The 21529-nt window shown below is 60.6% G+C and carries 16 protein-coding genes; 12 read left to right on the forward strand and 4 right to left on the reverse strand.

What is annotated here, in order from left to right; genetic code table 11:
• The first annotated feature begins 46 nt into the window (after positions 1-46).
• A complete protein-coding gene (gene galU / locus GSQ77_RS08150; protein ID WP_158900914.1) occupies positions 47-955 on the forward strand; it encodes a UTP--glucose-1-phosphate uridylyltransferase GalU in 909 nt (302 codons plus the stop codon).
• A gap of 333 nt (positions 956-1288) precedes the next feature.
• Here the strand turns inward: galU and GSQ77_RS08155 are convergent, their stop codons facing one another.
• The 3 genes from GSQ77_RS08155 to GSQ77_RS08165 form a co-directional block, all read right to left on the reverse strand.
• Positions 1289-1741: a GDP-mannose mannosyl hydrolase gene (locus tag GSQ77_RS08155; RefSeq protein ID WP_158900916.1), complete on the reverse strand. Its 453-nt coding sequence runs from the start codon at positions 1739-1741 to the stop codon at positions 1289-1291.
• A 277-nt stretch (positions 1742-2018) separates the two neighbouring features.
• Positions 2019-4130: a hypothetical protein gene (locus GSQ77_RS08160; protein WP_254067521.1), complete on the reverse strand. Its 2112-nt coding sequence runs from the start codon at positions 4128-4130 to the stop codon at positions 2019-2021.
• Positions 4131-4788: 658 nt separating this feature from the next.
• The gene (locus GSQ77_RS08165; RefSeq protein ID WP_158900918.1) at positions 4789-5028 is read right to left on the reverse strand and encodes a hypothetical protein; all 240 of its coding nucleotides are present in this window, start codon (positions 5026-5028) and stop codon (positions 4789-4791) included.
• A 219-nt stretch (positions 5029-5247) separates the two neighbouring features.
• Here GSQ77_RS08165 and GSQ77_RS08170 point away from each other — a divergent pair, with 219 nt between their 5' ends.
• The 9 genes from GSQ77_RS08170 to GSQ77_RS08210 all read left to right on the forward strand — a co-directional run bounded on the left by GSQ77_RS08170 (position 5248) and on the right by GSQ77_RS08210 (position 17719).
• A complete protein-coding gene (locus tag GSQ77_RS08170; RefSeq protein ID WP_158900920.1) occupies positions 5248-6240 on the forward strand; it encodes a GlxA family transcriptional regulator in 993 nt (330 codons plus the stop codon).
• A gap of 155 nt (positions 6241-6395) precedes the next feature.
• Positions 6396-7928, forward strand: a complete 1533-nt coding sequence (locus tag GSQ77_RS08175; RefSeq protein WP_158900922.1) for a mannose-1-phosphate guanylyltransferase/mannose-6-phosphate isomerase — start codon at positions 6396-6398, stop codon at positions 7926-7928.
• A gap of 67 nt (positions 7929-7995) precedes the next feature.
• Complete coding sequence (locus tag GSQ77_RS08180; RefSeq protein WP_158900924.1) at positions 7996-9375, forward strand: undecaprenyl-phosphate glucose phosphotransferase; 1380 nt, start codon at positions 7996-7998, stop codon at positions 9373-9375.
• Positions 9376-9442: 67 nt separating this feature from the next.
• Positions 9443-10564 carry a polysaccharide biosynthesis/export family protein gene (locus GSQ77_RS08185; protein WP_254067522.1) on the forward strand — a complete coding sequence of 374 codons (1122 nt, stop codon included), beginning with the start codon at positions 9443-9445 and terminating at the stop codon, positions 10562-10564.
• A gap of 71 nt (positions 10565-10635) precedes the next feature.
• Complete coding sequence (locus GSQ77_RS08190; protein ID WP_158902850.1) at positions 10636-12861, forward strand: polysaccharide biosynthesis tyrosine autokinase; 2226 nt, start codon at positions 10636-10638, stop codon at positions 12859-12861.
• A 123-nt stretch (positions 12862-12984) separates the two neighbouring features.
• Positions 12985-14103 carry a GDP-mannose 4,6-dehydratase gene (gene gmd, locus GSQ77_RS08195; protein ID WP_158900926.1) on the forward strand — a complete coding sequence of 373 codons (1119 nt, stop codon included), beginning with the start codon at positions 12985-12987 and terminating at the stop codon, positions 14101-14103.
• A gap of 5 nt (positions 14104-14108) precedes the next feature.
• Entirely contained in the window at positions 14109-15065 is a 957-nt protein-coding gene (locus GSQ77_RS08200; RefSeq protein WP_158900928.1) for a GDP-L-fucose synthase, read from the forward strand.
• A gap of 103 nt (positions 15066-15168) precedes the next feature.
• A complete protein-coding gene (locus GSQ77_RS08205) occupies positions 15169-16311 on the forward strand; it encodes a glycosyltransferase family 4 protein (RefSeq protein WP_158900930.1) in 1143 nt (380 codons plus the stop codon).
• A 58-nt stretch (positions 16312-16369) separates the two neighbouring features.
• On the forward strand, positions 16370-17719 hold the full coding sequence (locus tag GSQ77_RS08210; RefSeq protein WP_158900932.1) for a glycosyltransferase WbuB: 1350 nt from the start codon (positions 16370-16372) through the stop codon (positions 17717-17719).
• 25 nt (positions 17720-17744) lie between these two features.
• Here the strand turns inward: GSQ77_RS08210 and GSQ77_RS08215 are convergent, their stop codons facing one another.
• Positions 17745-18239: a hypothetical protein gene (locus tag GSQ77_RS08215; RefSeq protein ID WP_158900934.1), complete on the reverse strand. Its 495-nt coding sequence runs from the start codon at positions 18237-18239 to the stop codon at positions 17745-17747.
• 496 nt (positions 18240-18735) lie between these two features.
• Here GSQ77_RS08215 and GSQ77_RS08220 point away from each other — a divergent pair, with 496 nt between their 5' ends.
• Together GSQ77_RS08220 and GSQ77_RS08225 are read left to right on the forward strand one after the other, a co-directional pair.
• Positions 18736-19413: a DapH/DapD/GlmU-related protein gene (locus GSQ77_RS08220; RefSeq protein ID WP_254067523.1), complete on the forward strand. Its 678-nt coding sequence runs from the start codon at positions 18736-18738 to the stop codon at positions 19411-19413.
• A gap of 294 nt (positions 19414-19707) precedes the next feature.
• Positions 19708-21468, forward strand: coding sequence for an FAD-dependent oxidoreductase (locus tag GSQ77_RS08225; RefSeq protein WP_158900937.1), 1761 nt, complete (start codon positions 19708-19710; stop codon positions 21466-21468).
• Positions 21469-21529: the final 61 nt, after the last annotated feature.

The following is a 21529-nucleotide window of genomic DNA, read 5'->3' on the forward strand; positions in this document are numbered from 1 at the left end:
TACCCTGGGGCATCGGCTTCAACTTCAACTGATCCGGGGTGACGAGGTGCGAACTCTACACAAAGCGGTATTTCCTGTCGCTGGGCTAGGTACGCGGTTTCTTCCTGCAACCAAGGCAAGTCCCAAAGAGATGTTGCCTATCGTCGATAAACCATTGATCCAATACGCCGTCGAAGAAGCCATTGCAGCGGGTGTGACCGAAATGATCTTTATCACCGGCCGCGGCAAACGCGCGATCGAGGACCACTTCGACAAGTCGTATGAAATCGAGATGGAGCTGCAAGCACGCGGCAAACAGGCATTGCTCGACCTGGTGCAAGGCATTAAACCGAGCCACGTCGATTTCTTCTACGTGCGTCAATCCGAGCCGCTTGGGCTGGGTCACGCAGTGTTGTGCGCTGAGCGGATCATCGGTGACGAGCCGTTCGCCGTGATCCTCGCTGACGATCTGCTCGACGGAAAACCGCCGGTGCTCGAACAGATGGTCTCCGTGTTCGATCATTACAATTGCTCGGTGATCGGTGTCGAGGAAATTCTTCGGGAAGAGACGCGCTCTTATGGCGTGATCGACGGCCGGGCATGGGACGAACGCGTTTTCAAGATGTCGGGCGTGGTCGAGAAGCCCGAACCGGCGCAGGCGCCATCGAACCTGGGCGTGGTGGGCCGCTATGTGCTCACGCCTGGCATCTTCGATCACTTGCGCGCGCAAAAGCCCGGCGCCGGCGGCGAAATTCAGCTGACCGATGCCATCCAGTCCTTACTGGCTCATGAGCAGGTGCTGGCTTATCGTTACCGGGGCAAGCGCTTCGATTGCGGCAGCAAACTCGGTTATCTCAAAGCGACGGTCGAGTTTGCATTACGGCACCCGGAAGTGAAACAGGCCTTCGAGGCCTATTTGATTGAGCGATTCGGAACGACCCATATTTCGGCAGAACTGGTCGAGCAAGTGGTTTGAAATGGTGTTCGTGTTGCGGCCCCGCAGAGCGGCCGAAGTGAGATCAAGCCGGAAGAGGAAAAATCCGCCAAGGTGCTGGTGATATCGGGCAAATACGCGGACGGGCCTTGATTTTCTGTGTCGCTTGCGATCTTGTAGTAGATGGCGCGAGGCTCCCCCGGTCCGCGCCATGGTCCTTGGGGCCCGTTTCCCGCGGGCCCATTTTTTTTGGGTGCGCGCTAGTTGAGCGCACGGCCGATCTCCGCGTCGGGCAACACGCGGTACGACGACGGTTCGTGGATGTTTTCGAGTACGTTCGAGTAATCGTGAGTAATTTTGAGTATTCGCGCGCGATCAGCGGAAATAGGCTTTGGTATTCTCGTGCACGTCGTCGCGAATCAGCAGTTCGGTGGGAAGCAGCCAAGCGTACTCGCTGTGCTGGTGAAAGCGGCCGATCGGCGCGGTGGCGTTCAGGGTGATGGCGTAAGCCAACACGATGTAGTGCGTCGAGACGCCAGGTTCGCCGGCGAAGTTGTCGACATAAAGATGCTCGAAGACGCCGTAGAAGCGAGCCGCAGAGCGCTCCAAACTCCGGATGCCCAGTTCATCGTTGACGATACGCGTGAACGCGCTGTCCAGCGTTTCGTCCTTCATGATGCGCCCGCCGGGCACGAACCAGGTGTTGCGCGCGGGACGGTTGCGGCGCTGGCCGACCAGGACGTGATGGTGACCATCGGTTACGATCAGGTCGATTGCCACGAGCGGTGTGTGGCGAACCACGTCGAGAAATTCAATGTCGCTGAGCATCATGGATCCGGTGCCTTGTGAAGGCGGATGAAGGTCGGAAGTATGTCGATACATGTACGGCGTTCGATCGTGGTAGCGCCCCGCTCGTCGTAACCCTATGTATTCCGAAACATATTTCTTGGCTAATGCAGCGATGCCATGAAGTGACCGGATGGAGAGGGATCGACGCATGCGCGACGAGTGAAATCAGTCTAGCGCGTTGCTGTGTGCGAAATGAGTTCCAGGTACTGTCGAAAACCGCCGAAGTATCGCCGCGTCGGGCCAGGGGCGCGGCGGATCAAGGCGCGACATAGCCCTCGGGTGTGGTCGCATTGGCTTTGGCCAGCGCCGCATCGTTGGCGATCACATAGATCGGTGCCTCGGTCAGCGCGAGCGACACGCGACCGTTCGCATAGGCGACGTTCGACGCATTGCCCATCATGTCGAGCACACTCACCGTACCCGACGTCCCCGGGGCGTCCACCTGCAAACTGTAGGGGACGCTATAGGTCGCGCTGAAACCCGAACTGCTGCTCCACACCGCATTGTTATGCGTCCATAGCGCGCTGATTACCTTGCCACCGTCGGTCTTCTGAAACGCGTACGCATATACGCCTTTCGGCGTGCCGCGGATCGGCCCCAGCGTGATCGTGGCATCAATGATGCGGGTCATAGCCGCCACGGCCAGCGCAGCAGGTTTGGGGCTGATATCGTGGGGGCCGTAACCGCCTTGCGGATGCTCGAGGTCAAAGAAAATTCCGTAACCGGGCGGTGGCGGTATATCGGACATGTAGAACACATAGGTCAGATCCGCGCCTTCGCCAAGCAGGATCAAGTGAGTGCGCACTGCTACCGCGCCTTGTGCGTAGAGCACGTTCGCGTTGGGATAGTTTGGGCCGTACGAGGTTCCGATGTCATAGCTGGTGCCGGTTTCCGTGACGAACAGCTTGGCGCCCGGCTTGAGATAGGCCGCCATGACATGCCTGAGCGCGCGCGTGGAGGCGGGCAGCGCGTTGGCGGCCACGGCGGGATCGGGGTCGTCGGCGAGCCGCTCCGGGGGATGCGATGGCGATGTCCCTGCGTCGTAGTATCCGTGCGCGGTTACGCCGTCTAGATACTGGCCGATACCCAGCGGCGCGAGACGCTTGAGCCACACGGTGTTGGTTGCCATGATCGCATTGGTGACACCCATCACGACGGCATGCGGATCGGTCGCGTGTATGCCCTGCCAGGTGGCCTTGTACATATCCACGAAGTGGGCGTCGGTGTCTTTCCAGGGAAGGCCGCCGCCGAAGTCCGGTTCCCACGTTACCTGGTAATAATTGTTCGTTTGATTGGGGAAATATCGGGCACGGACCGCATTCGATTCCTGTCCCACTTTGCTCATGAACGACTTGTAAGCCGACAGCGATGCCGGGGCATAGCTGTGCGTGATCTCATGCGTAGGACTGGCCCAGGCCGGGATCCCGTCGAGTTGGATGAGCCGCAGCAGACCGGGTTGCTTGAAGAACGACGAGACGTGATCGGCCGACGGGTCGAACGTATTCGGCCCGTTGGGTTCCATTAGATACCAATTGCGGTTGTCGTTGATCCAGGAAAGGCCCAGATCTTTGTAGAGGGGGCGGTAGCCGTCCCCCGAACAGCAATCCTGGCCCGGTAGCAGGTAGGCCGCGCCCTGACCGCCGAAGCGGGGAAGATCCTTGCGGACTTCGCCAAGCGCCGGCAGCAGCGGCGAGAGGTCCGGCAGAATGCCGAACGAAGCGATGCCATTGGGGCGCGTGCCGCGCGCCATCAAGGTTCCACCTTGCGCGGCGAGCGTGGCGGAAACGGAAAAATAACCGGCTAGCGCCGATGTGCAATTCAGCGTCCACACGTTCGCACCAGGTACCACGGCGATGCGTCCGCTTGCGTGCACGGTGCTCCATGCGTCCGCGATTTGCCACGAGAGCGTGTCGCTCGATTTGGCGCGCGTCGTGAATGCGAGCTTGAACGGTTTGTTCGCGCCGAACATCCGGGTGCCATCGCTGCCCGGCGTGTCGGCCGCTATCAGATCGCCTGTCGAGGGTGCGGGACTGGGGGCGGACGCCGGGCTGCACGTCATCGCAAGCGTGGACGCTGGTGGTAACGATGTTGCGATTTGGGGCGAGGTACTGCTACCGCTCGATGTACCGCTGGTATCCGGCGAACCGACCGAGCCTGGTGCGCCGGGAGCTGCCGTGTTCGTGGCGCCGTTGGCGGGAGGGGCGCTGTTCGCGTTATCGCCGCATCCTGCGGCGATGCAGCAAGTCGACAGCGCGACAATCACGAACCTCGCGATCCTCTTGAGTCGGCGCACGCTTAGGGAAGGCACAAAAACGGAGGGCACAGAATCGCCGGTCACCGCGAAAGTCGTCGTAGAGAAGCGCTTCATGGCGTTATGCTCCGTTGGCCTTTCTTGCGGGTTGGACGTGCTTGCGACCAAGCGCGGCGGCGCCGAATCACTCACCCGCGAACTTATCCGCTCAAGTCGGCTTGGATCTAACCTGCTAACTCACCCCGGTCGGAGTAAAGCTGAGAATAGGACACCCGGTCCGATCGCGCCAGCGTTGGCGGCAAGCGACTAGGCGCCGGCCGTCGGCGAGAAATCGGAGTACCTGCATGGGGTCCGCTTTGTCCTTTCGTTCGCGTTGAGTCCACGTCGGTCTCACGCGGACCTCGCATGCACCCGCATGCACCTGTATTCAGCGCAATTCACCGATCCTGTTCGCTGTCCCCTATTTAACAACAACTCTCGCTTGTTTCATTTTCGTAACATCTTTCGCCGACTGGGGCTCGCGCGTGTTTGACGAGGGATAGGCGCGCGTCGTTGATCGTGCAGCGCCATGCCGTCTCGCGAATGACGCAATTTCGAAAGCGAAGAATGCGCCGATCGTGCTCCGTTCTTCTTCTCACATCCGACAGCAACACCCTTATCTGACGCCATTCTGGACGTGCTTTCGGCCAGAAAATAACGACCGGGCGTCTGAATTGCTGCGACGCATTAAACCTTGTTTCGGGCGTCGCACACATCTTGAAATGCCCGAACGCCGCTATCTGCTTGAGCTCTTTTCCTTTTCACGGGCAATGCGTTTCTCTGCGTTCGCCATGAATTTCTCGCGGCCGTTATCAATAGTGAAACGTTTTGGGGTGCCTTTTCGTGCGCCAATATTTCGGATTTTCTGGAACTCAATCCCATCAAGGCCCAGCGGTTGCTGGCACGCTCCTCGCATAGAGCTACGTACCGACAGCGCGCGGCACTGGCGAAACCGCAGTGCAGCGATTTCTGTCACTGCGCGAGCGCAAAAAGCAGCGGTTGTTTTGCTCTGGCGTAGTGCGGGTTCGAGAGACCTGGCGCCATCTTTCCGCCAATATCTCGCCGCTATCGGTCGGCGCCGCCTAAAGCAGGTTAAGCGTGCCTATGATGCACTGCAAAGAGAGAGCATGTTCGAGATCCCTCCACGGCCGATCAGTCCGGGGACCCTCAGACCAACGATGTTCAGGGGAAAACGATGCCTTATGCCGATCTTGAGTCAGCGGTGATGGGATGGCTGCATGTGCCAGACAAAAGCGCGCGGTGTGAAGCGCGCAAGATCGCAATCTTGCTGTTCGACGGATTCTCTCTATTAGGGGCGGGCATTGTGGCTGAAGTGTTCCATGTCGCCAATGAGCTGTCGGCGTCCGCCAACGACGACTCGGCCTATGACGTTCGCTTCTTGTCGGCCGATGGCGGACACGTGACGTGCTCGTCCTCGGTTCGCGTCTGGACCGATGGGCTCGACGCGCGGCACTACGTCGGCTTCGATGCGCTCTTCGTCGCGGGCGGCAAAGGTGCCGACGTGGCCGCGGGTGACGGTCGGATCATCGGCTGGCTGCGCCAGGTGCATAGCAATACGGCCACGGTCAGATCGATCGCGGAAGGTCGCAAGGTGCTCGATGCGGCGGGTATACGCAATCAGCACGACCCGCAGGGGCGCTTCGGATCCGTCATGACTCATGTCGGTCAAGACGAGCACGGCAGCGACTCGGGCGATCGCTACGAATCGATGAAGCTGGCACTGGTCATGATCAAACGCGACCTGGGGCGTGAGATGGCACGTCGCGTTGCCGAGCGGCTGATGCCGGGGTCCGCGGCCAAACTCGAGCCTTTGCTCGGCGACAGCGGTGCCGCCGCCGACAAGATTCGTGCCGCGGCGCGGTGGTTGCAGGAAAATTGCGCGCGACCGGTTTCGGTGGTCGAGGCGGCGCAGGTGGCCATCATGAGCGAGCGCAATTTTCTGCGGCGCTTCAAGACCGAGATGGGCGTCACGCCGTCGGATTACTTATTGCAGGCGCGGCTCGCCGTCACCTGCAGCTTGCTTACGGACTCTGAATTGCCGGTCGATAAAATTGCGCGCCGCAGCGGGATGGGCAATGGCGATCGACTCGCCAAGATTTTCAGAAAACGTTTATTGATTTCACCCACCGAATACCGGAGGCAAAGCCGCTGCGATGCAGGCGGCTGAACAGACACACCAGGCAGGAAGCAGATGAGGCGTCACGAAGTCGGGGTCACCCCGACTTCGTCGGTTCGGTAGGTTCGTCCAGGCTCGACTGCCATTCGATGACTGGATTGGTGGGCAACGATGGGTACCAAAGGTATTCAGATAGGACTACTAAAATGCATGACAAGATAAACAAGATCGAAGCGGTGGGTGTGGTTGAGCGGGGTGTGGGCTCGGAAACTCGCGTGCAGTGTCGACGCGTGGTGCCAGTTGTGCTCGCAGGCGGCTCTGGAACGCGGCTTTGGCCTATGTCGCGTGAGCACTTTCCGAAGCAACTGATCGGGGTTGTCGGGCCGGACTCGCTGCTGCAAGCGACCGTGCATCGCATGGAGGGCTTTCCTAGCCCGTGGGAAGTCTCGTGCGCGCCCATCATCGTGTGCGGCGACGAACATCGATTCATTACGGTTGAACAACTACGCGCGAGTGGCGTCGAGGCACGCATCGTCGTCGAGCCGGCGCGTCGCGACACGGCGCCCGCATTAACGCTTGCGGCCGCGCTGGCTTGTGCCGACGGCGAGGATGCGATCCTCGTGGTGATGCCTGCAGATCACGCAATAGGCGATATCAAGGCGCTGCAAAACGCGATCAGTATCGCAGCGGGCTATGCCGAAATGGGCGCGATCGCCACGCTCGGCGTGCCGCCTACGCGCGCCGATACCGGCTTTGGCTATATCCGCTTGGGGGACAAGCTGCACGATGACGTGGACGACGGCGCGCATCAAATTGCGGGCTTCGTCGAGAAGCCGGCGGCGGAGTTGGCCGAGCAATACGTCGCGTCGCAGATGTACTGGTGGAACAGCGGCATTTTCATTTTGCGTGCTTCTACGTGGCTTGCCGTGCTCAAACGCATGCAGCCCGAAATGCACGAAGCCTGCCTCGCGGCGCTCGAACACGCGCTCGCCGATGGCCCCTATTTACGGCCGGACGCCGAGCAATTCGCCCACTCGCCCTCGGACTCGATCGACTATGCCGTCATGGAGCGTCTGACCGATCCTGACTCGGGTTGCCAGGGCGTTGTGGTGCCGCTCGAAGCGGGCTGGTCCGACCTCGGCTCGTGGGACGCGGTTTGGGCCGCGATGGATAAGGACGAATCGGGCAACGTCGCGCGCGGACGTGTTGTCTTCGAAGGCGCTACGTCGAGCTACGCTCATTCGGAAGGACGACTGGTCGCGTGCGTCGGGACCACCAACATCGTGGTGGTGGAGACCGACGATGCGGTGCTGGTGGCCGATCGCTCGCGGGTCCAGGACATCAAGGGCCTGGTCGCGCGTATCAAGGCGCAGCACGCGCCGGAAGCCGACAGCCACCGCAAGGTTCGCCGCCCGTGGGGGTTCTACGACTCCATCGAGCACGGCGAGCGCTTCCAGGTCAAACGGATCGTCGTTCAGCCCGGAGCGCGGCTCTCGCTGCAGTCGCATCATCACCGCGCCGAACACTGGGTGGTGGTGTGCGGTACCGCGCTTGTCACGCGCGGCGACGAGCAATTTCTGCTCAGTGAGAACGAGTCGACGTTTATTCCGCTGGGCGTGCGGCACCGACTCGAGAATCCGGGAAAGATGCCGCTCGAAATTATCGAGGTTCAGTCCGGCAGCTACCTCGGAGAGGACGACATCATCCGCTTCGAAGATACCTACGGACGCTGCAAATAGAGCTGGCGATTGTCTTGTGTGCTGTCAATGGATTGTAGTCAGTTAGAGCAGTTCGGGGAGAAACAAGATGCGCGAATTACAGGGTCTGGCGGCGCGAATCTTCGATGTCGCGGTAATCGTCCTGGCGGCGTTGGTAGCGTCGCAAATCCGTTTCGGGGACGCCTCGCAGCGCAGCTTCTACGAAGCGTTCGTGGCGTTTGCGCCTGCGTTGGCGTTGGCGCTCTTCCCGGCATTCGGTGTGTATCAATCCTGGCGCGGGCGCTCGAAGATCGCCTTGGCGGGTCAGGTGTCGATCGCGTGGTTGATCGTGCAGGCGTGCGGCCTCGTGCTGATGTTTTCGTTGCATCGCATCGACAGTGTGTCGCGGCTCTGGTTCATCTATTGGACTGCCATGGCCGGTGGCTTCATGGTCGCGGGCCGACTCGCCACGCATTTTGTCCTCGCTCATGTGCGCAATGCCGGTTTGAACGTGCACCAGGTCGCGGTCGTGGGATGCGGCAGCCATTGCGGCGCCGTGGTGCGCAAGATCGAAGCCAAGCCGACGGCGGGTTTTCGCGCCGCGGCGATCTACAACCTGTGTCCCGATACCTCGGCGGCTCACGCCAAGGTGCCGGTGTTCCTGGACCTCGTGGCGTTTTCCTATTTTGTGCGCTCGCAAGACGTCCATGAGATATGGCTCGCGCTGCCGCTGTCCGAAGAGCGAACGATATTGGCGCTGGTCAACGAGTTTCGCAACGACCTGATCAACGTGCGCTTCATGCCGGACGTGCGCAGCCTGGCGCTCTTCGAAAGCGACATGACGACGCTGCTCGGTGTGCCGGCGATCAATCTGGTCGCGTCGCCGTTGTCGCCGCATGCATTGATGCAGAAGGAAATCTTCGATCGCTTGTTCGCCGCAGCAGCACTGATTGGGCTAATGCCGCTGCTGCTCATCATTGCCGTGGCGGTGAAATTGTCTTCGCCCGGGCCCGTACTTTTCAAACAGCGCCGCAAGGGCGCGGATGGGCGCGTATTCAGCATCTACAAATTTCGCTCCATGCGGCAACACGTAGAGCAAGCCGGCGTCGTGAAACAGGCGACGCGCAACGATCCGCGCATTACGCGGGTGGGGGCTTTCCTGCGCCGCACGAGCCTCGACGAATTGCCGCAGTTCTTCAACGTTTTGCGTGGCGATATGTCGGTTGTGGGGCCGCGACCCCATGCTATCGAGCATGACGATCTGTATCAGAAGGTCGTCGCCGGTTATATCCATCGTTACCGGATCAAGCCGGGCATCACGGGGTGGGCGCAAGTCAACGGCTTTCGTGGTGAAACTGACCGCGTCGAGAAAATGGAGCGACGCGTGGCACATGATTTGTACTACCTAGGCCATTGGTCCTTCGCACTGGATTTACGCATTATCGCCAGGACGATCGCCAATGGATTACGGCATACCAATGCCTACTGAAGGGAGGACGACCAACATGTTTACGCAAAAAAAATCAAGAGCAATAGAGCGGACCATCGAGTGGACGGTGCCTGCATACCGTGTTGGTCTGGCGGTGATATTGATCACGTTTCTGTCGGCGTGCGCCTATGCGCCTGGCATGCGCATGGTGAAGCCGGCGACCTTGCCGGAAACCAGCACCGCCGATGGCGATCCGGCAACCGAAGTTCAGATTGCGATCACACCGATCGACCTCACGCTGATCCGGCAAATGCATAGCGCCACCGCGCAAACGCATACCGCCGAGGTGAAAGGCCTCTACGCGGCTCCCGGGCCGTACAAGCTGGGTCCCGGCGATGTATTGCAAATCACCGTGTGGGACCATCCGGAGCTTGCGGCTGCCTTGGGGCAGCCTGCGGCGTCGACGCGTCCGTCCGACGCTTCGCCCGGGTTTGTCGTCGATCATGACGGCAACGTGGAGTTTCCCTATGTCGGCAACGTGCACGTGGGTGGCCAGAGCGCCGAGCAAGTGCAGCGGCGGATCGCCCAGGGCCTGAGCCGCGTGTTCGTCAGCCCGCAAGTGACCGTGCGTGTGGCATCGTACCGTGCCGCTCAGGTCTACATCGACGGTGAGGTGCGCGCACCCGGTGCGCAAACCATCAACGACATCCCGATGACCTTGACCGAAGCGATCAACCGCGCAGGTGGATTCGCACCGAACGCGGACCAAAGCCGCGTGGTGCTCATCCGTGACGGCGTGTCCTATCCGGTCAACGTGTCCGACATGATCGATCAAGGGGTCAATCCGGCTCGCATCATGCTCGCTAACGGCGACATGCTCCGAGTGCTTTCGCGCGAAGACAACGCGGTGTACGTGATGGGTGAGGTGAACAAGCCGGCGACGGTACTGCCCACACGCAACGGCACGCTGACTTTGAGCGACGCACTCTCGCAAGCCGGCAGCGTGAATCCCGGCACTGCCGATGCGAAGCAACTGTATGTGATTCGCGACGCGGGGAACCTGAAGCCGCAAATCTATCACCTCGACGCCACTTCTCCGGTTTCGATGGTGCTGGCGAACCAGTTCGAGCTTCAACCCAAGGACGTGGTGTATCTCGACAACAATTCGCTCGTGAGATTTAGCCGTGTGCTGAACTTGATCCTCCCGCTGATCAGTGCCGGGCTGACAGGGGCGGTTGTAGGAAAGTAAGGAAGCGAGCCTAGGTTGTGCCCGCGCTTGTGCCTGGGGAAGGCAATTGTTGGAACGACAGGAGTGAAATGATGGCAATGAGCTTCGATGACCACTACGCGGGCGTCTATACCGGGGATGAGCTTCGTCTTTCGGATTACCTCGCCGCTGTACTCGGGAACTGGCGGATCATCGCTATCATTGCGCTGTCGGTACTGGCGCTGGGCACGGCGTACGCCTTTTTGGCGACGCCGGTCTATCGTGCCGACGCGATGATCCAGGTCCAGGAGAGCAACAACAATAACAATAACAACAATAAAGATCCGGTCCAGACGATGTCGCAGCTTTTCGACACGAAATCGACCACTGCCGCGGAGAATGAATTGGTCAAGTCGCGGCTGGTGGTGGAGGATACAGTGCGCAAGCTGCATCTGGACATCTCAGCCGGGCCCCGTTATCTGCCGGTCCTCGGCGGCATTGCGCATAGCATCGCCAGGACCTTCAATTGGGTTCCGCCGATCGACGCGCTGTCGCATTACGCGTGGGGCGACGAGCAGATCACGGTGTCTCGCTTTGATACGCCGGCGGCGGACTACGGCAAGACCTATACGCTGACAGCGGCGGCCGACAATTCGTATGTACTGACCGATCCGAACGACGTACGGGTGCTCACGGGCAAGGTCGGGCAGGACGCGAGCGGCGTGAGTTCGGCCGGCCCCGTGACCTTGCACGTCGATACCCTGGTCGGTGCACCGGGCACGCAGTATCAATTGTCGCGGGCGTCCACGCTGGGCACGGTCGATGCGCTGCAGCGCAAACTGCTGGTGGCGGAAGCCGCGCTGCAGTCGGGCATTATCGATGTGAGCCTGGAAGGGCATGACAGCGCGCTGACCGCAGCCATCGTCAATAACATCGTGCGGCGCTTCGTCGAACAGGATCTCGCAACGCGCTCCGCCGAGGCGGAACACACGCTCGCGTTCCTCGACGATCAATTGCCGCAACTGCGCGCCGAGCTCGATCGTGCGGAGCAACGCTATAACACGTTCCGCAATCAACAGCGCACCGTCGATCTTAGCGAAGAAAGCCGGCTGCTGCTGCAACAGATCGTCGACAACAAGACCAAGCTCGTCGACTTGCAGCAACAGCGCGCGGAATTGTCACAACGCTTTACCGCGTCGCATCCGGCGGTCGCCGCACTCGATGCGCAAATCGCGACGCTCTCGAGCCAATCCGGCTCCCTGGGCCGCAGCGTTTCCGTATTGCCGGCTACCGAGCAAAGCGCCTTGCGTCTGTTGCGCGATGTGCGTGTGGATACCGAGCTGTATACGAATCTGCTCAACAGCGCGCAACAACTGCGGATCATGAAAGCCGGGCAGGTCGGCAACGTGCGTGTGGTCGATTTCGCCGAGGTGGCGGACGATCCAGTCCGCCCGAATCGGCCGCTGGTGATCGCGCTCAGCGGTGCAGCGGGCTTGTTCATCGGGATCGTGGTTGCCTTTGTGCGTAAATCGCTGTTCGGCGGTGTCGAGCGTCCCGACGAAATCGAAAAAGCCGTGGGCGTGCCGGTATTTGCGATCGTGCCGCGCAGCAACCAGCAGTTGCGCTTGCGCAATGAAGTGGCCTCGCGTCGTGACGGCTTGCATGTGCTCGCGGTGCTGTCGCCGCAAGACGCCGCCGTCGAGGGCATCCGCGGCATACGCACGTCGTTGCAAATGACGCTGGCCGGCGCCCGGAACAACATCGTGATGATTACGGGCTCGCGTCCCGATGCCGGGAAGTCGTTTCTCTCGGTCAACTTGGCGGCGCTGGTTGCATCGGCCAACAAGCGCATTCTTTTGATCGACGGCGATATGCGGCGCGGCGATATTCATTCGCACTTCGGTGTGAAATTCCAGCCAGGGCTGTCCGACGTGCTGATGGGCGCGGACATCGACCGCGCGGTGCTGCATGACGTGCTGCCCGGCATGGATGTGCTGACCAAAGGCTCGCTGCCCTCGAACCCCGCCGAGCTGTTGATGAGCGACCGGATGGGCGTGGTGCTCGATCAACTGGCGCATCGCTACGACCTGGTGATCATCGACACGCCGCCGGTGCTCGCCGTGACCGATGCAACCCTGATCGGCAAGCATGCGGGCACGACGCTGCTCGTGGTTCGTCACGGCCGTCATCCGGTGGATGAAATCAGCGAGACCGTCAAGCGGCTGCAAAACGGCGGGGTCAGCTTGAAGGGTGTCTTGCTCACCGATGCGCCGCAGTCCAGGGTCTTCCCGGGCTCGTCCTATGGCGGCTACTACGGCTACAAGAGCGTTGCAGAGTGAGGACGCGCGATATCGAATGATGTGATGCGAGTTCACGCGTTTTGCGTGTTTTCGTAGCCGTTCCTCCCCCCGGCGCGCCGCCTGCGCGCGCCGCTGAATACCCCCTGAAACGTGAGGCACACGATGAATCGTAAAGTCGCTTTGATTACCGGCATTACAGGGCAAGACGGCTCTTATCTCGCTGAACTATTGCTCGAGAAAGGGTACGAGGTGCACGGCATCAAACGGCGGTCGTCGCTGTTCAACACCGACCGGATCGACCACTTGTATAGCGACCCGCATACCGAGGACCGCAGGCTTTTTCTGCACTACGGCGATCTGACCGACTCCACCAGCATCCTGCGCGTCGTGCAGCGCGTCATGCCGGATGAAATCTATAACCTCGCGGCGCAAAGCCATGTCGCCGTGTCGTTCGAAGAGCCGGAGTACACAGCCAATACCGATGGCTTGGGCGCGCTGCGCATTCTCGAGGCCATCCGGATTCTCGGCCTCGATAAAAAGACGCGCTTTTATCAAGCTTCGACTTCGGAGCTCTACGGCCTGGTGCAGGAAGTGCCGCAACGGGAAACGACACCGTTCTATCCGCGTAGTCCCTACGCGGTGGCGAAGCTTTTCGCCTACTGGAGCACGGTCAACTATCGCGAGGCCTATGGTCTTTACGCGTGCAACGGCATTCTGTTCAATCACGAATCGCCCGTGCGTGGCGAAACCTTCGTCACGAGAAAGATCACGCGTGCGATCGCCCGTATCGCCGTGGGCCTGCAGGATATGTTGTACCTCGGCAATCTCTCGGCGTTGCGCGACTGGGGTCATGCACGCGACTATGTCGAGATGCAGTGGCTGATGCTGCAGCAGGAAAAGCCGGAAGATTTCGTGATCGCGACCGGCGTGCAATATAGCGTGCGGGAGTTCGTGCAGAACGCAGCGGCTGAGCTTGGGGTGACGATCCGCTTCGAGGGCAGCGGTGTGGATGAAGTTGGCATCGTCGAGAAGGTCACGGGCCGCGAGACGAAACTCTCGTGTGGCGATGTGATCGTGCGCGTCGACCCCACCTATTTCCGGCCCACCGAGGTGGAAACGCTGCTTGGCGATCCGGCCAAGGCGCACGAGAAGCTCGGCTGGAAGCCGACCACTTCGTTTGCCTCGCTCGTCAAGGAGATGGTGCGTGCCGACTTCCAGATCGCGCGCCGCGATGCGCTCGTGATGATGGCGGGCTTCACCGCGCTTGAACACCACGAATGACGATCATGGACAAGAGCGCACGTATCTATGTGGCGGGGCATCGTGGCATGGTCGGTTCCGCTTTGGTCCGCCGGCTTAGTGCCGGCGGGTACCGCAATATCCTGACCCGGAGCCGGGCAGAACTCGACCTGGCCGACCAGGCCAGCGTACGTCGTTTCTTCGAAGAGGCCAAGGTGGACGTGGTCTTGCTCGCGGCGGCCAAGGTCGGCGGCATCCTCGCCAATTCAACCATGCCGGCTTCGTTCCTCTACGAAAACCTGGCGATCGAAATGAACGTGATTCACGCCGCTAAGTTGTGCGAAGTGCCGCGCCTGGTCTTCTTCGGCTCGTCGTGCATCTACCCCAAGGCGTGTCCACAACCGATCAAGGAAGCGTACCTGCTGACTTCGGCGCTGGAACCGACCAATGAGGCGTATGCGATCGCAAAGATTGCGGGACTCAAGCTGTGCGAGGCCTACAACCGGCAGTACGGGACGAGGTTCGTGTCCTTGATGCCGACCAACCTCTACGGCCCGAACGACAACTACGATTTGAACAGCAGCCATGTATTGCCGGCGCTGCTCCGAAAAGCCCACGACGCGAAGTTGCGCGGCGATCGTACGTTGACGGTCTGGGGCACGGGCGCGCCACGCAGGGAGTTCCTGCACGTGGATGACCTGGCGGGCGCAACTGTCTTTGTGCTGGAAAACGATGTCACCGAGGAAGTCCTCAATGTCGGTGTCGGGGAGGATCTGTCGATCCGGGAACTTGCGCAAGTGGTGAGCCGGGTCGTGCAGTTCGATGGCGAGTTGGTTTTCGACGCGTCCAAGCCGGACGGCACGCCGCGCAAGCTGCTGGACGTGTCAAAACTGAAACAAATGGGATGGAGCGCATCGATCGGGCTGGAAAAAGGCATGGAGGCGACGTATGAGGATTTTGTTGCTCGCTACGGCTGCGTCGCGCCGCAAGCGTTGCACGCGTAAGCCCTTATGGGGCATAACGATGCGCTTAGGGAAGAGCGCGTCGTCACCGTAAATCGTAATTCGGTCGCCCCACGGCGGCCCAAATACAGGGGGACGATTTCAAATGACAGCCTCAGTCACGGTTTTTCACAATGTCGTGTGGTCGCGCCATAAGGGCGTGGTGTTCTCGGCGCTGCATAACATCTCCAGCGCGGGCACGATCAAATACTCGGTGATTCAGATCGCGGACACGGAGCATGACCGAATCGGCTTCTCCGACGTGGACTACTCGTTTCATCGGTATCCGATGAAAAAGATCTACGACGGATGCTACGAGGATGTACCCCAGTGGCGCATGATCATGCGCCTGACCTGGGAAGTACTGAAGGCGAAGTCGGATCTGGTGGTGTTGCCCGGTTATCACCGCGCGGAGTACTGGGCCATGATGCTGGCTTGCATCGTCACCGGCAAACGCCGCGCGGTGTTTTGCGATTCCACGGGGCGAGACCGGCCGCGCAAGTTGCTCACCTCGATTCCGAAGCGGGTCTTCTTCTCGCTGTGCGACGGCTATTTCGGTTTTGGCGAGCGCAGTCGCGACTATCTGATTTCACTCGGTGCGAAGGAGGAGCGGATCTTCATTCCGTGCCAGGCCGCCGCGTTGCCGGCGTCGTTCGTGCCGGAGCGCGCTTTGTCCAATCGCCTGCATTTTCGTGCCGGCAACGCGCCGGTGTTCCTGTATGTCGGCCGTCTGTCGCAGGAAAAAGGCATTGCAACGGTGCTCGACGCCTTTGCCGGGCTCAAGCGGCGCGTGCCTAACGCGAGCTTGCGCATCGTCGGCACCGGCGTCATGCATGACGAGCTGGTGGCGAAGGTCATCGAGCTCGGGCTTTCCGATTCCATCCATTTTCTCGGCAGCCTTCAGGATGAGCCGCTCTCCCGCGAGTATTTCAGCGCAACCTGCCTGGTGCTGCCCAGCAAGAGCGAACCCTGGGGGCTGGTGGTGAACGAAGCGCTCAGCCACGGCTGCCCGGCAGTGGTCAGCGAAAGTTGTGGCTGCGTCCCCGAATTGATTATCGATGGCATCAGCGGCTATTCGTTCAGTGCTGGCGATGTCGCGCATTTGCAGCGCACGATGCTCAAGGCGATGGAGGCGTTTGCCGATACCGCCAGTGTTGCGAAGCGCTGCATGGGCGTTATCCAGCGTTTCGATCCGCCATCGGCTGCGGCCAATATCGCGCGAGGATGCGCATTGATGTTGGGTGACTGATTGCTTGGCGAGTGATTGCGTGCGGTGGGCTTGATACCCGACAGTGGTTGGGGGAAAAATGAAAATTCTCATCTACGGACTGAACTACGCTCCCGAGCTGACAGGCACCGGCAAGTACACGGCAGAGATGGCGGAGTCGCTGGTTCGCAACGGGCACGAGGTTCGGGTCATTTGCGCGCCGCCGTATTATCCGGAATGGCAGATCGCACCGGGCTATTCGGCGGGGCGATATCGCCGTGAAGACGTGCGCGGCGTGCGTGTCTGGCGCGCACCGATATGGATTCCGAAACGACCTAGAGGTGCCGCCCGCATGCTGCATCTGCTTTCGTTCGCGTTGTCATCGTTACCGGTGTTGCTACGCCATGCTTGGTGGCGCCCGCATGTCGTCATGACGATAGCGCCTAGCCTGGCGAACGCGCCGGCGGCGTGGGCACTCGCGCGGCTCACGCGCGCGAAGTCGTGGTTGCATATCCAGGATTTCGAAGTCGATGCCGCGTTTGATTTGGGTCTGCTCAGAGGCCCGCGGGCGGAGGCCATTGCGCACTCGATTGAGCGGACCGTGCTGCGGCGCTTCGATGTGGTGTCGTCGATCTCCGATAGGATGATTCGACGCGCGTTCGACAAAGGCGTGGAGGGGGCCCGATTATTCAGCCTGCCCAACTGGGTTGATACGCAGCAGATTTTCCCGCTTGGGCGCCCCAGCGACTACCGGCGCTTGCTCGGGATCGACGAGTCCGCCACGGTCGTACTCTACTCGGGCAACATGGGTGTGAAGCAGGGGATCGAGATACTGGCGTGGGCCGCCGCGAAGCTCAGTAGCCACACCGACATCGTGTTCGTATTCTGCGGCAATGGAGCGAGCAAGGCGGATCTCGAGACGCGCTGCGCCACGTTGAAAAATTGCCGATTCCTCTCGCTGCAGCCGGTTGAACGACTGAACGAGCTGCTCAATCTCGCGGACATTCATGTTCTTCCGCAACGCAACGACGCGGCCGATCTCGTGATGCCTTCCAAGCTGACGGGCATGCTCGCGAGCGGTCGGGCGATTATCGCGATGGCGCGCGTGGGCACGGAATTGTCCAATGTGGTTTCGCCACGTGGGGTAGTTGTGCCGCCGGAAGACGTCAAAGCCTTGGTGGCGGCGATCAAGTCGCTTGCTGCCGACCCACCGCAGCGTGCGATGCTGGGGGCCGCCGCGCGGCGCTTTGCGCAGGGCAAGCTGTCGCCGGCTTCAGTGCTCGGGAGGTTGGAGGAGAAACTGGCGTACTTGCGCGACCTATTGGCGCGGGAGAAGCAAGCGCGCTCGCCGAGCGCCGGGATGCGCGTGCTTAAAACGAAAGCGCCGAAAACGCCGAACGCACCGAACGAGATGCCGGTTACGGCCGCCGAAATCAAGAAAATCGAGTAGTCACGCTATCGCACGGCGCTGCCCCTCACCACGGCGACTTATAGATCTGAGTCGCCGCGTCCTTTGCGGGGGCGCCGAACGATTGTCGGTAGAGATCCTTGGAGGCGCCTTCGGGGGTTGCCACGAGTTTTCCCGTTGCATCGCGCGTAAGCGCTTTGCGACGCATGGCGGTGCTGCCGGGTTGCACGAACGATCCTGGCGTGCGACCCGCCGCTCCTTGATCGTTCATCCTCGTCTCCGTGGGCGTGCGCGTTGGATCGGTTTGCGTATTCATCAGCGCATCCTCCTGCGCTCCAAACGAATTCAGTTGCGATTGATAGGGATCCTGATAGGCGCCCGGCCCACCGAGAAATCTATTTTGTCCGCCCGCATCCTGAGCGTCATTGCGCTGCGCGTTGGCTCCTGTGCCTGCTCCGGCGTTTGCTGTTCCAGCACCCTGATTGGCTGTTTGAGCCACCGATGACGAAGCGGCTAGGGCCAATAGCGTGAGCGCGATGAGGCGGGCAAAAGCTGTCGTCATGATGGGCTCCACGATCGGGATAACGGATCAATTGTTATCCCGATCGTCCGCGGATGTCCATACGCCAGCGCGCGTTTGTCCCGCTTATTTGGGGCTTATTTGGGGGCTGGATGGGGACGCGGTTGCGGGCTTGGTGGGATCCCGAATTTGGGGCACGTATTGAGGCGTTACGTACAGACCGCATGCCGGGGCACGTGAGACCGTATGAGTGCGCGTGAGGGCACGTTGCGCGATCGCGTTTGAGTTGCGAATTCGAGGCGTTTATTAGTGGCAGGTCTGGCGGCCCATTTTCCAGCAGCGTCCGTCCGCCAAAATACTTGCCGCGAGGGACATTCGGTGCGCTCGCGCACGCGCAGCACAGCGGCACTCAAACATAATTTATCGAAGTCCGGCGTACGCGGCCAGATGGAGTCGCGCGGTCGAGATAGGCTGCAAAAGTGTGGCGTAGGCGTCCTGGCCTGGCAAGCTCATCGAGCGGTTGTTGAGAGTCACGAAAATGGAAAGAGCACTCGAATCACATCGAACGAACGAAATCCCATCGGGCGAAGGTATGGCGCACGGCGCGGCACAGGGCGCAGACAGCGCTCCAAGACACGACGCGAAGTACGGTACGCCGCCTGGCACGGGAAGGGTCATCGATCTCGCCCAGGCGGGCAAGGGCAACTACGTCGCAAAGAAAGGCCTGGTCACAGAGCTCGCGTGGTTTTTTCTCGAAGCATGCGTCATCAATAACAAACTGATTCCGTCATCGGCGGTGCGCGTGGGATTGCTGCGGCTATTCGGTGCGCGGATCGGGGCACACTGTCGGCTCGTGCACCCGATCCGTGTCAAGGCGCCGTGGAATCTGGAAGTGGGCGACAACTGCTGGTTCGGCGTGGACGTGTGGATCTACAACCAGGCGCCAATCCGCATCGGGTCGAATGTCTGCATTTCGCAAGGTACGTTTCTGACTGCCGGCTCGCACGCGCTCGCGACCAACATGGATCTGCAGGTGGCGCCTATCGTCATCGAGGACGGCGTCTGGATCACGGCCAAGTGCGTGGTCCAGATGGGCGTGACCATCGGTCGTTCCGCGGTCGTAACCCCACTCTCGGTGGTGCACCGCTCGCTGGAAGCCGAAGGCGTGTATGGAGGCAACCCCGTGCGCTTCATCCGCAAACGCTTTGACGTCTGAGTGGTCTTGCACCGCGATGAAGGACGGGCTGTCATGTGTTTTTTACCCAACACTTACCTTCGATCCGCCCGCCAGACTTATGCCTTGGCGCGCTCACACAAGGTTTTTCAGGGCCTGTTGGCGCGGCACCCGCCGCTCACCCTCGCAATCGATCCGGCTTGGCCGTCCATGCCGTAATGTTGGCGGGTAATGCGGTGCCGCCCGTTCGAATATTAGATGCCGGCAGAACCCGACTGGCAGGGTTTCATAGTCACGAGGTAGCACCAACGCGGCATAAGGATAGGAGCACGGGGAATGTTCATTGACAGCCGAAGTGTCGAAGAAGGGACGGTCGTTGAGTCCACGGTTTGCATCATTGGCGGCGGCGTGGCTGGCATCACGCTCGCGCTGGAGATGCAAAAACAGCATATAGATACCTGCTTGCTCGAGAGCGGCGGACTAAAACCCGATGACGAAACGCGTGACTTATATCGCGGTGAGAACGTCGGCGTGCCTTACACGTTCGCCGACGGCAGCCGCAGCCGCTTTCTCGGCGGCAGCAGCAATTGTTGGGGCGGCTGGTGCCGTCCGTTCGATCCGTGGGATTTCGACAAACGCGATTGGGTGGCCCATAGCGGCTGGCCGTTCGGTTTCGAGGAGCTGGGACCGTATTACGCTCGTACGCACGCGCTGCTAAAGCTAGGCGAGAATAACTTCGATCCGGCGCATTGGGAGGCCGCAATCGGCCGGGGCGACGTGCGACGGTTCCCGCTACCCAGTGGCCAGATACGCGATACGATTTCGCAATTCAGTCCCCCGGTGCGGTTCGGCAAACTCTATCGCAAGGATCTCGAACAATCGGCCCATGTGCGCGTTTTTCTGCACGCCAACGCGCTCAATATCGACACCGACGAGGACGCCCGTTGCGTCACGCGTGTGCAGGTGGGAACCTTGAGCGGGCGCAGGTTCACGGTCGCGGCCAAGCTGTTTATCCTGGCCACCGGCGGGATTGAAAACGCCCGCATGCTGCTCGTATCGAACAAGGTCCAAGCTGCCGGCCTGGGTAACGGCAACGATCTGGTCGGGCGTTTTTTCATGGATCATCCGCGCCTCATGTCAGCCAGTATCCGATTCAAGAAGCCTTGGACGCGCAACAAGCTGTATGACATCAAATATCACTATCAGAACGCAGCCGTCGCCGCGAACGGCACGCACATCTCGTCGCAATTCGCATTGACGCACGATGTGCTCAAGCGAGAGCGCCTGCTGAATTCGCGCGTATGGTTCTATTCCGTGTTTTACGGCGAGGGCAGTGCGGGGGCGATGGCGCTCTTCCGATGCAAGCAGGCATTGTTGCGAAAAGACCAGCCTGGCTGGAAGTTGAGCGCGGATCTCGCCACCATGGTCGCCCATCCGGTCCACACGGTCAGCTTTGGGCTGGCGCGTTTTCTGCAGCCGCGCGCACTGATCACGGACGTGAAGATGCAAACGATAGTCGAGGCCGAGCCCAACCGCGATAGCCGCGTTACGCTCTCGTTGCAGAAGGACAGCCTGGGCCTGAACCGGGTCAAGGTGAACTGGCAGCTCACCGAGCTGGTCAAGCGCACGTTCGATCGCACCGTGACGCTGCTCAGCGAGGAACTGGTGCAAACCGGCGTGGCGGATGTCGTACCGGATCCCCTGCTGGAAGGGCAGCCATGGCCTGCGGCGCTGGAGGGAACTTGGCATCACATGGGTACGACGCGTATGCACGATTCGCAGAAGGAAGGTGTGGTCGATCGCAACTGCCGCGTGCACGGGATGGCAAATCTATACATTGCCGGAAGCTCAGTATTCCCAACCGTTGGCGCTAATTTCCCGACCACGACGATCGCTGCGCTGGCGCTGCGCTTGGGGGCACATATCGTGCAACGGCTGCAAACGGGTGCAACGCTGACCTCGATTAACTCGGGGCCAGTCGAGCATGCCGGCACCGAGCGCCAGCCTGCGGTTGAACCGGATGAAGCGACCTTTCCGTTTGTCGCCTCGGCGCTCGGTACGGCGCCCGATCTGGCGTTTCCGGTGCGCAAGAAGTGACCTGATCTAACGCTTGCCTGTTGGTAACACCGGCGCCGCCTGCAATCGATGTTCGGGCGGC

The sequence above is a fragment of the Burkholderia sp. L27(2015) genome, from assembly GCF_009765705.1.
In the GTDB taxonomy this organism is placed as follows: domain Bacteria; phylum Pseudomonadota; class Gammaproteobacteria; order Burkholderiales; family Burkholderiaceae; genus LMUX01.

Coding starts and splice junctions, on each gene's coding strand:
- GSQ77_RS08155 (WP_158900916.1), bottom strand. CDS start 1,741: ATGCTCAGCGACATTGAATTTCTCGACGTGGTTCGCCACACACCGCTC.
- GSQ77_RS08160 (WP_254067521.1), bottom strand. CDS start 4,130: ATGAAGCGCTTCTCTACGACGACTTTCGCGGTGACCGGCGATTCTGTG.
- GSQ77_RS08170 (WP_158900920.1), top strand. CDS start 5,248: ATGCCTTATGCCGATCTTGAGTCAGCGGTGATGGGATGGCTGCATGTG.
- GSQ77_RS08175 (WP_158900922.1), top strand. CDS start 6,396: ATGCATGACAAGATAAACAAGATCGAAGCGGTGGGTGTGGTTGAGCGG.
- GSQ77_RS08180 (WP_158900924.1), top strand. CDS start 7,996: ATGCGCGAATTACAGGGTCTGGCGGCGCGAATCTTCGATGTCGCGGTA.
- GSQ77_RS08190 (WP_158902850.1), top strand. CDS start 10,636: ATGGCAATGAGCTTCGATGACCACTACGCGGGCGTCTATACCGGGGAT.
- gmd (WP_158900926.1), top strand. CDS start 12,985: ATGAATCGTAAAGTCGCTTTGATTACCGGCATTACAGGGCAAGACGGC.
- GSQ77_RS08200 (WP_158900928.1), top strand. CDS start 14,109: ATGGACAAGAGCGCACGTATCTATGTGGCGGGGCATCGTGGCATGGTC.
- GSQ77_RS08205 (WP_158900930.1), top strand. CDS start 15,169: ATGACAGCCTCAGTCACGGTTTTTCACAATGTCGTGTGGTCGCGCCAT.
- GSQ77_RS08210 (WP_158900932.1), top strand. CDS start 16,370: ATGAAAATTCTCATCTACGGACTGAACTACGCTCCCGAGCTGACAGGC.
- GSQ77_RS08215 (WP_158900934.1), bottom strand. CDS start 18,239: ATGACGACAGCTTTTGCCCGCCTCATCGCGCTCACGCTATTGGCCCTA.
- GSQ77_RS08220 (WP_254067523.1), top strand. CDS start 18,736: ATGGAAAGAGCACTCGAATCACATCGAACGAACGAAATCCCATCGGGC.
- GSQ77_RS08225 (WP_158900937.1), top strand. CDS start 19,708: ATGTTCATTGACAGCCGAAGTGTCGAAGAAGGGACGGTCGTTGAGTCC.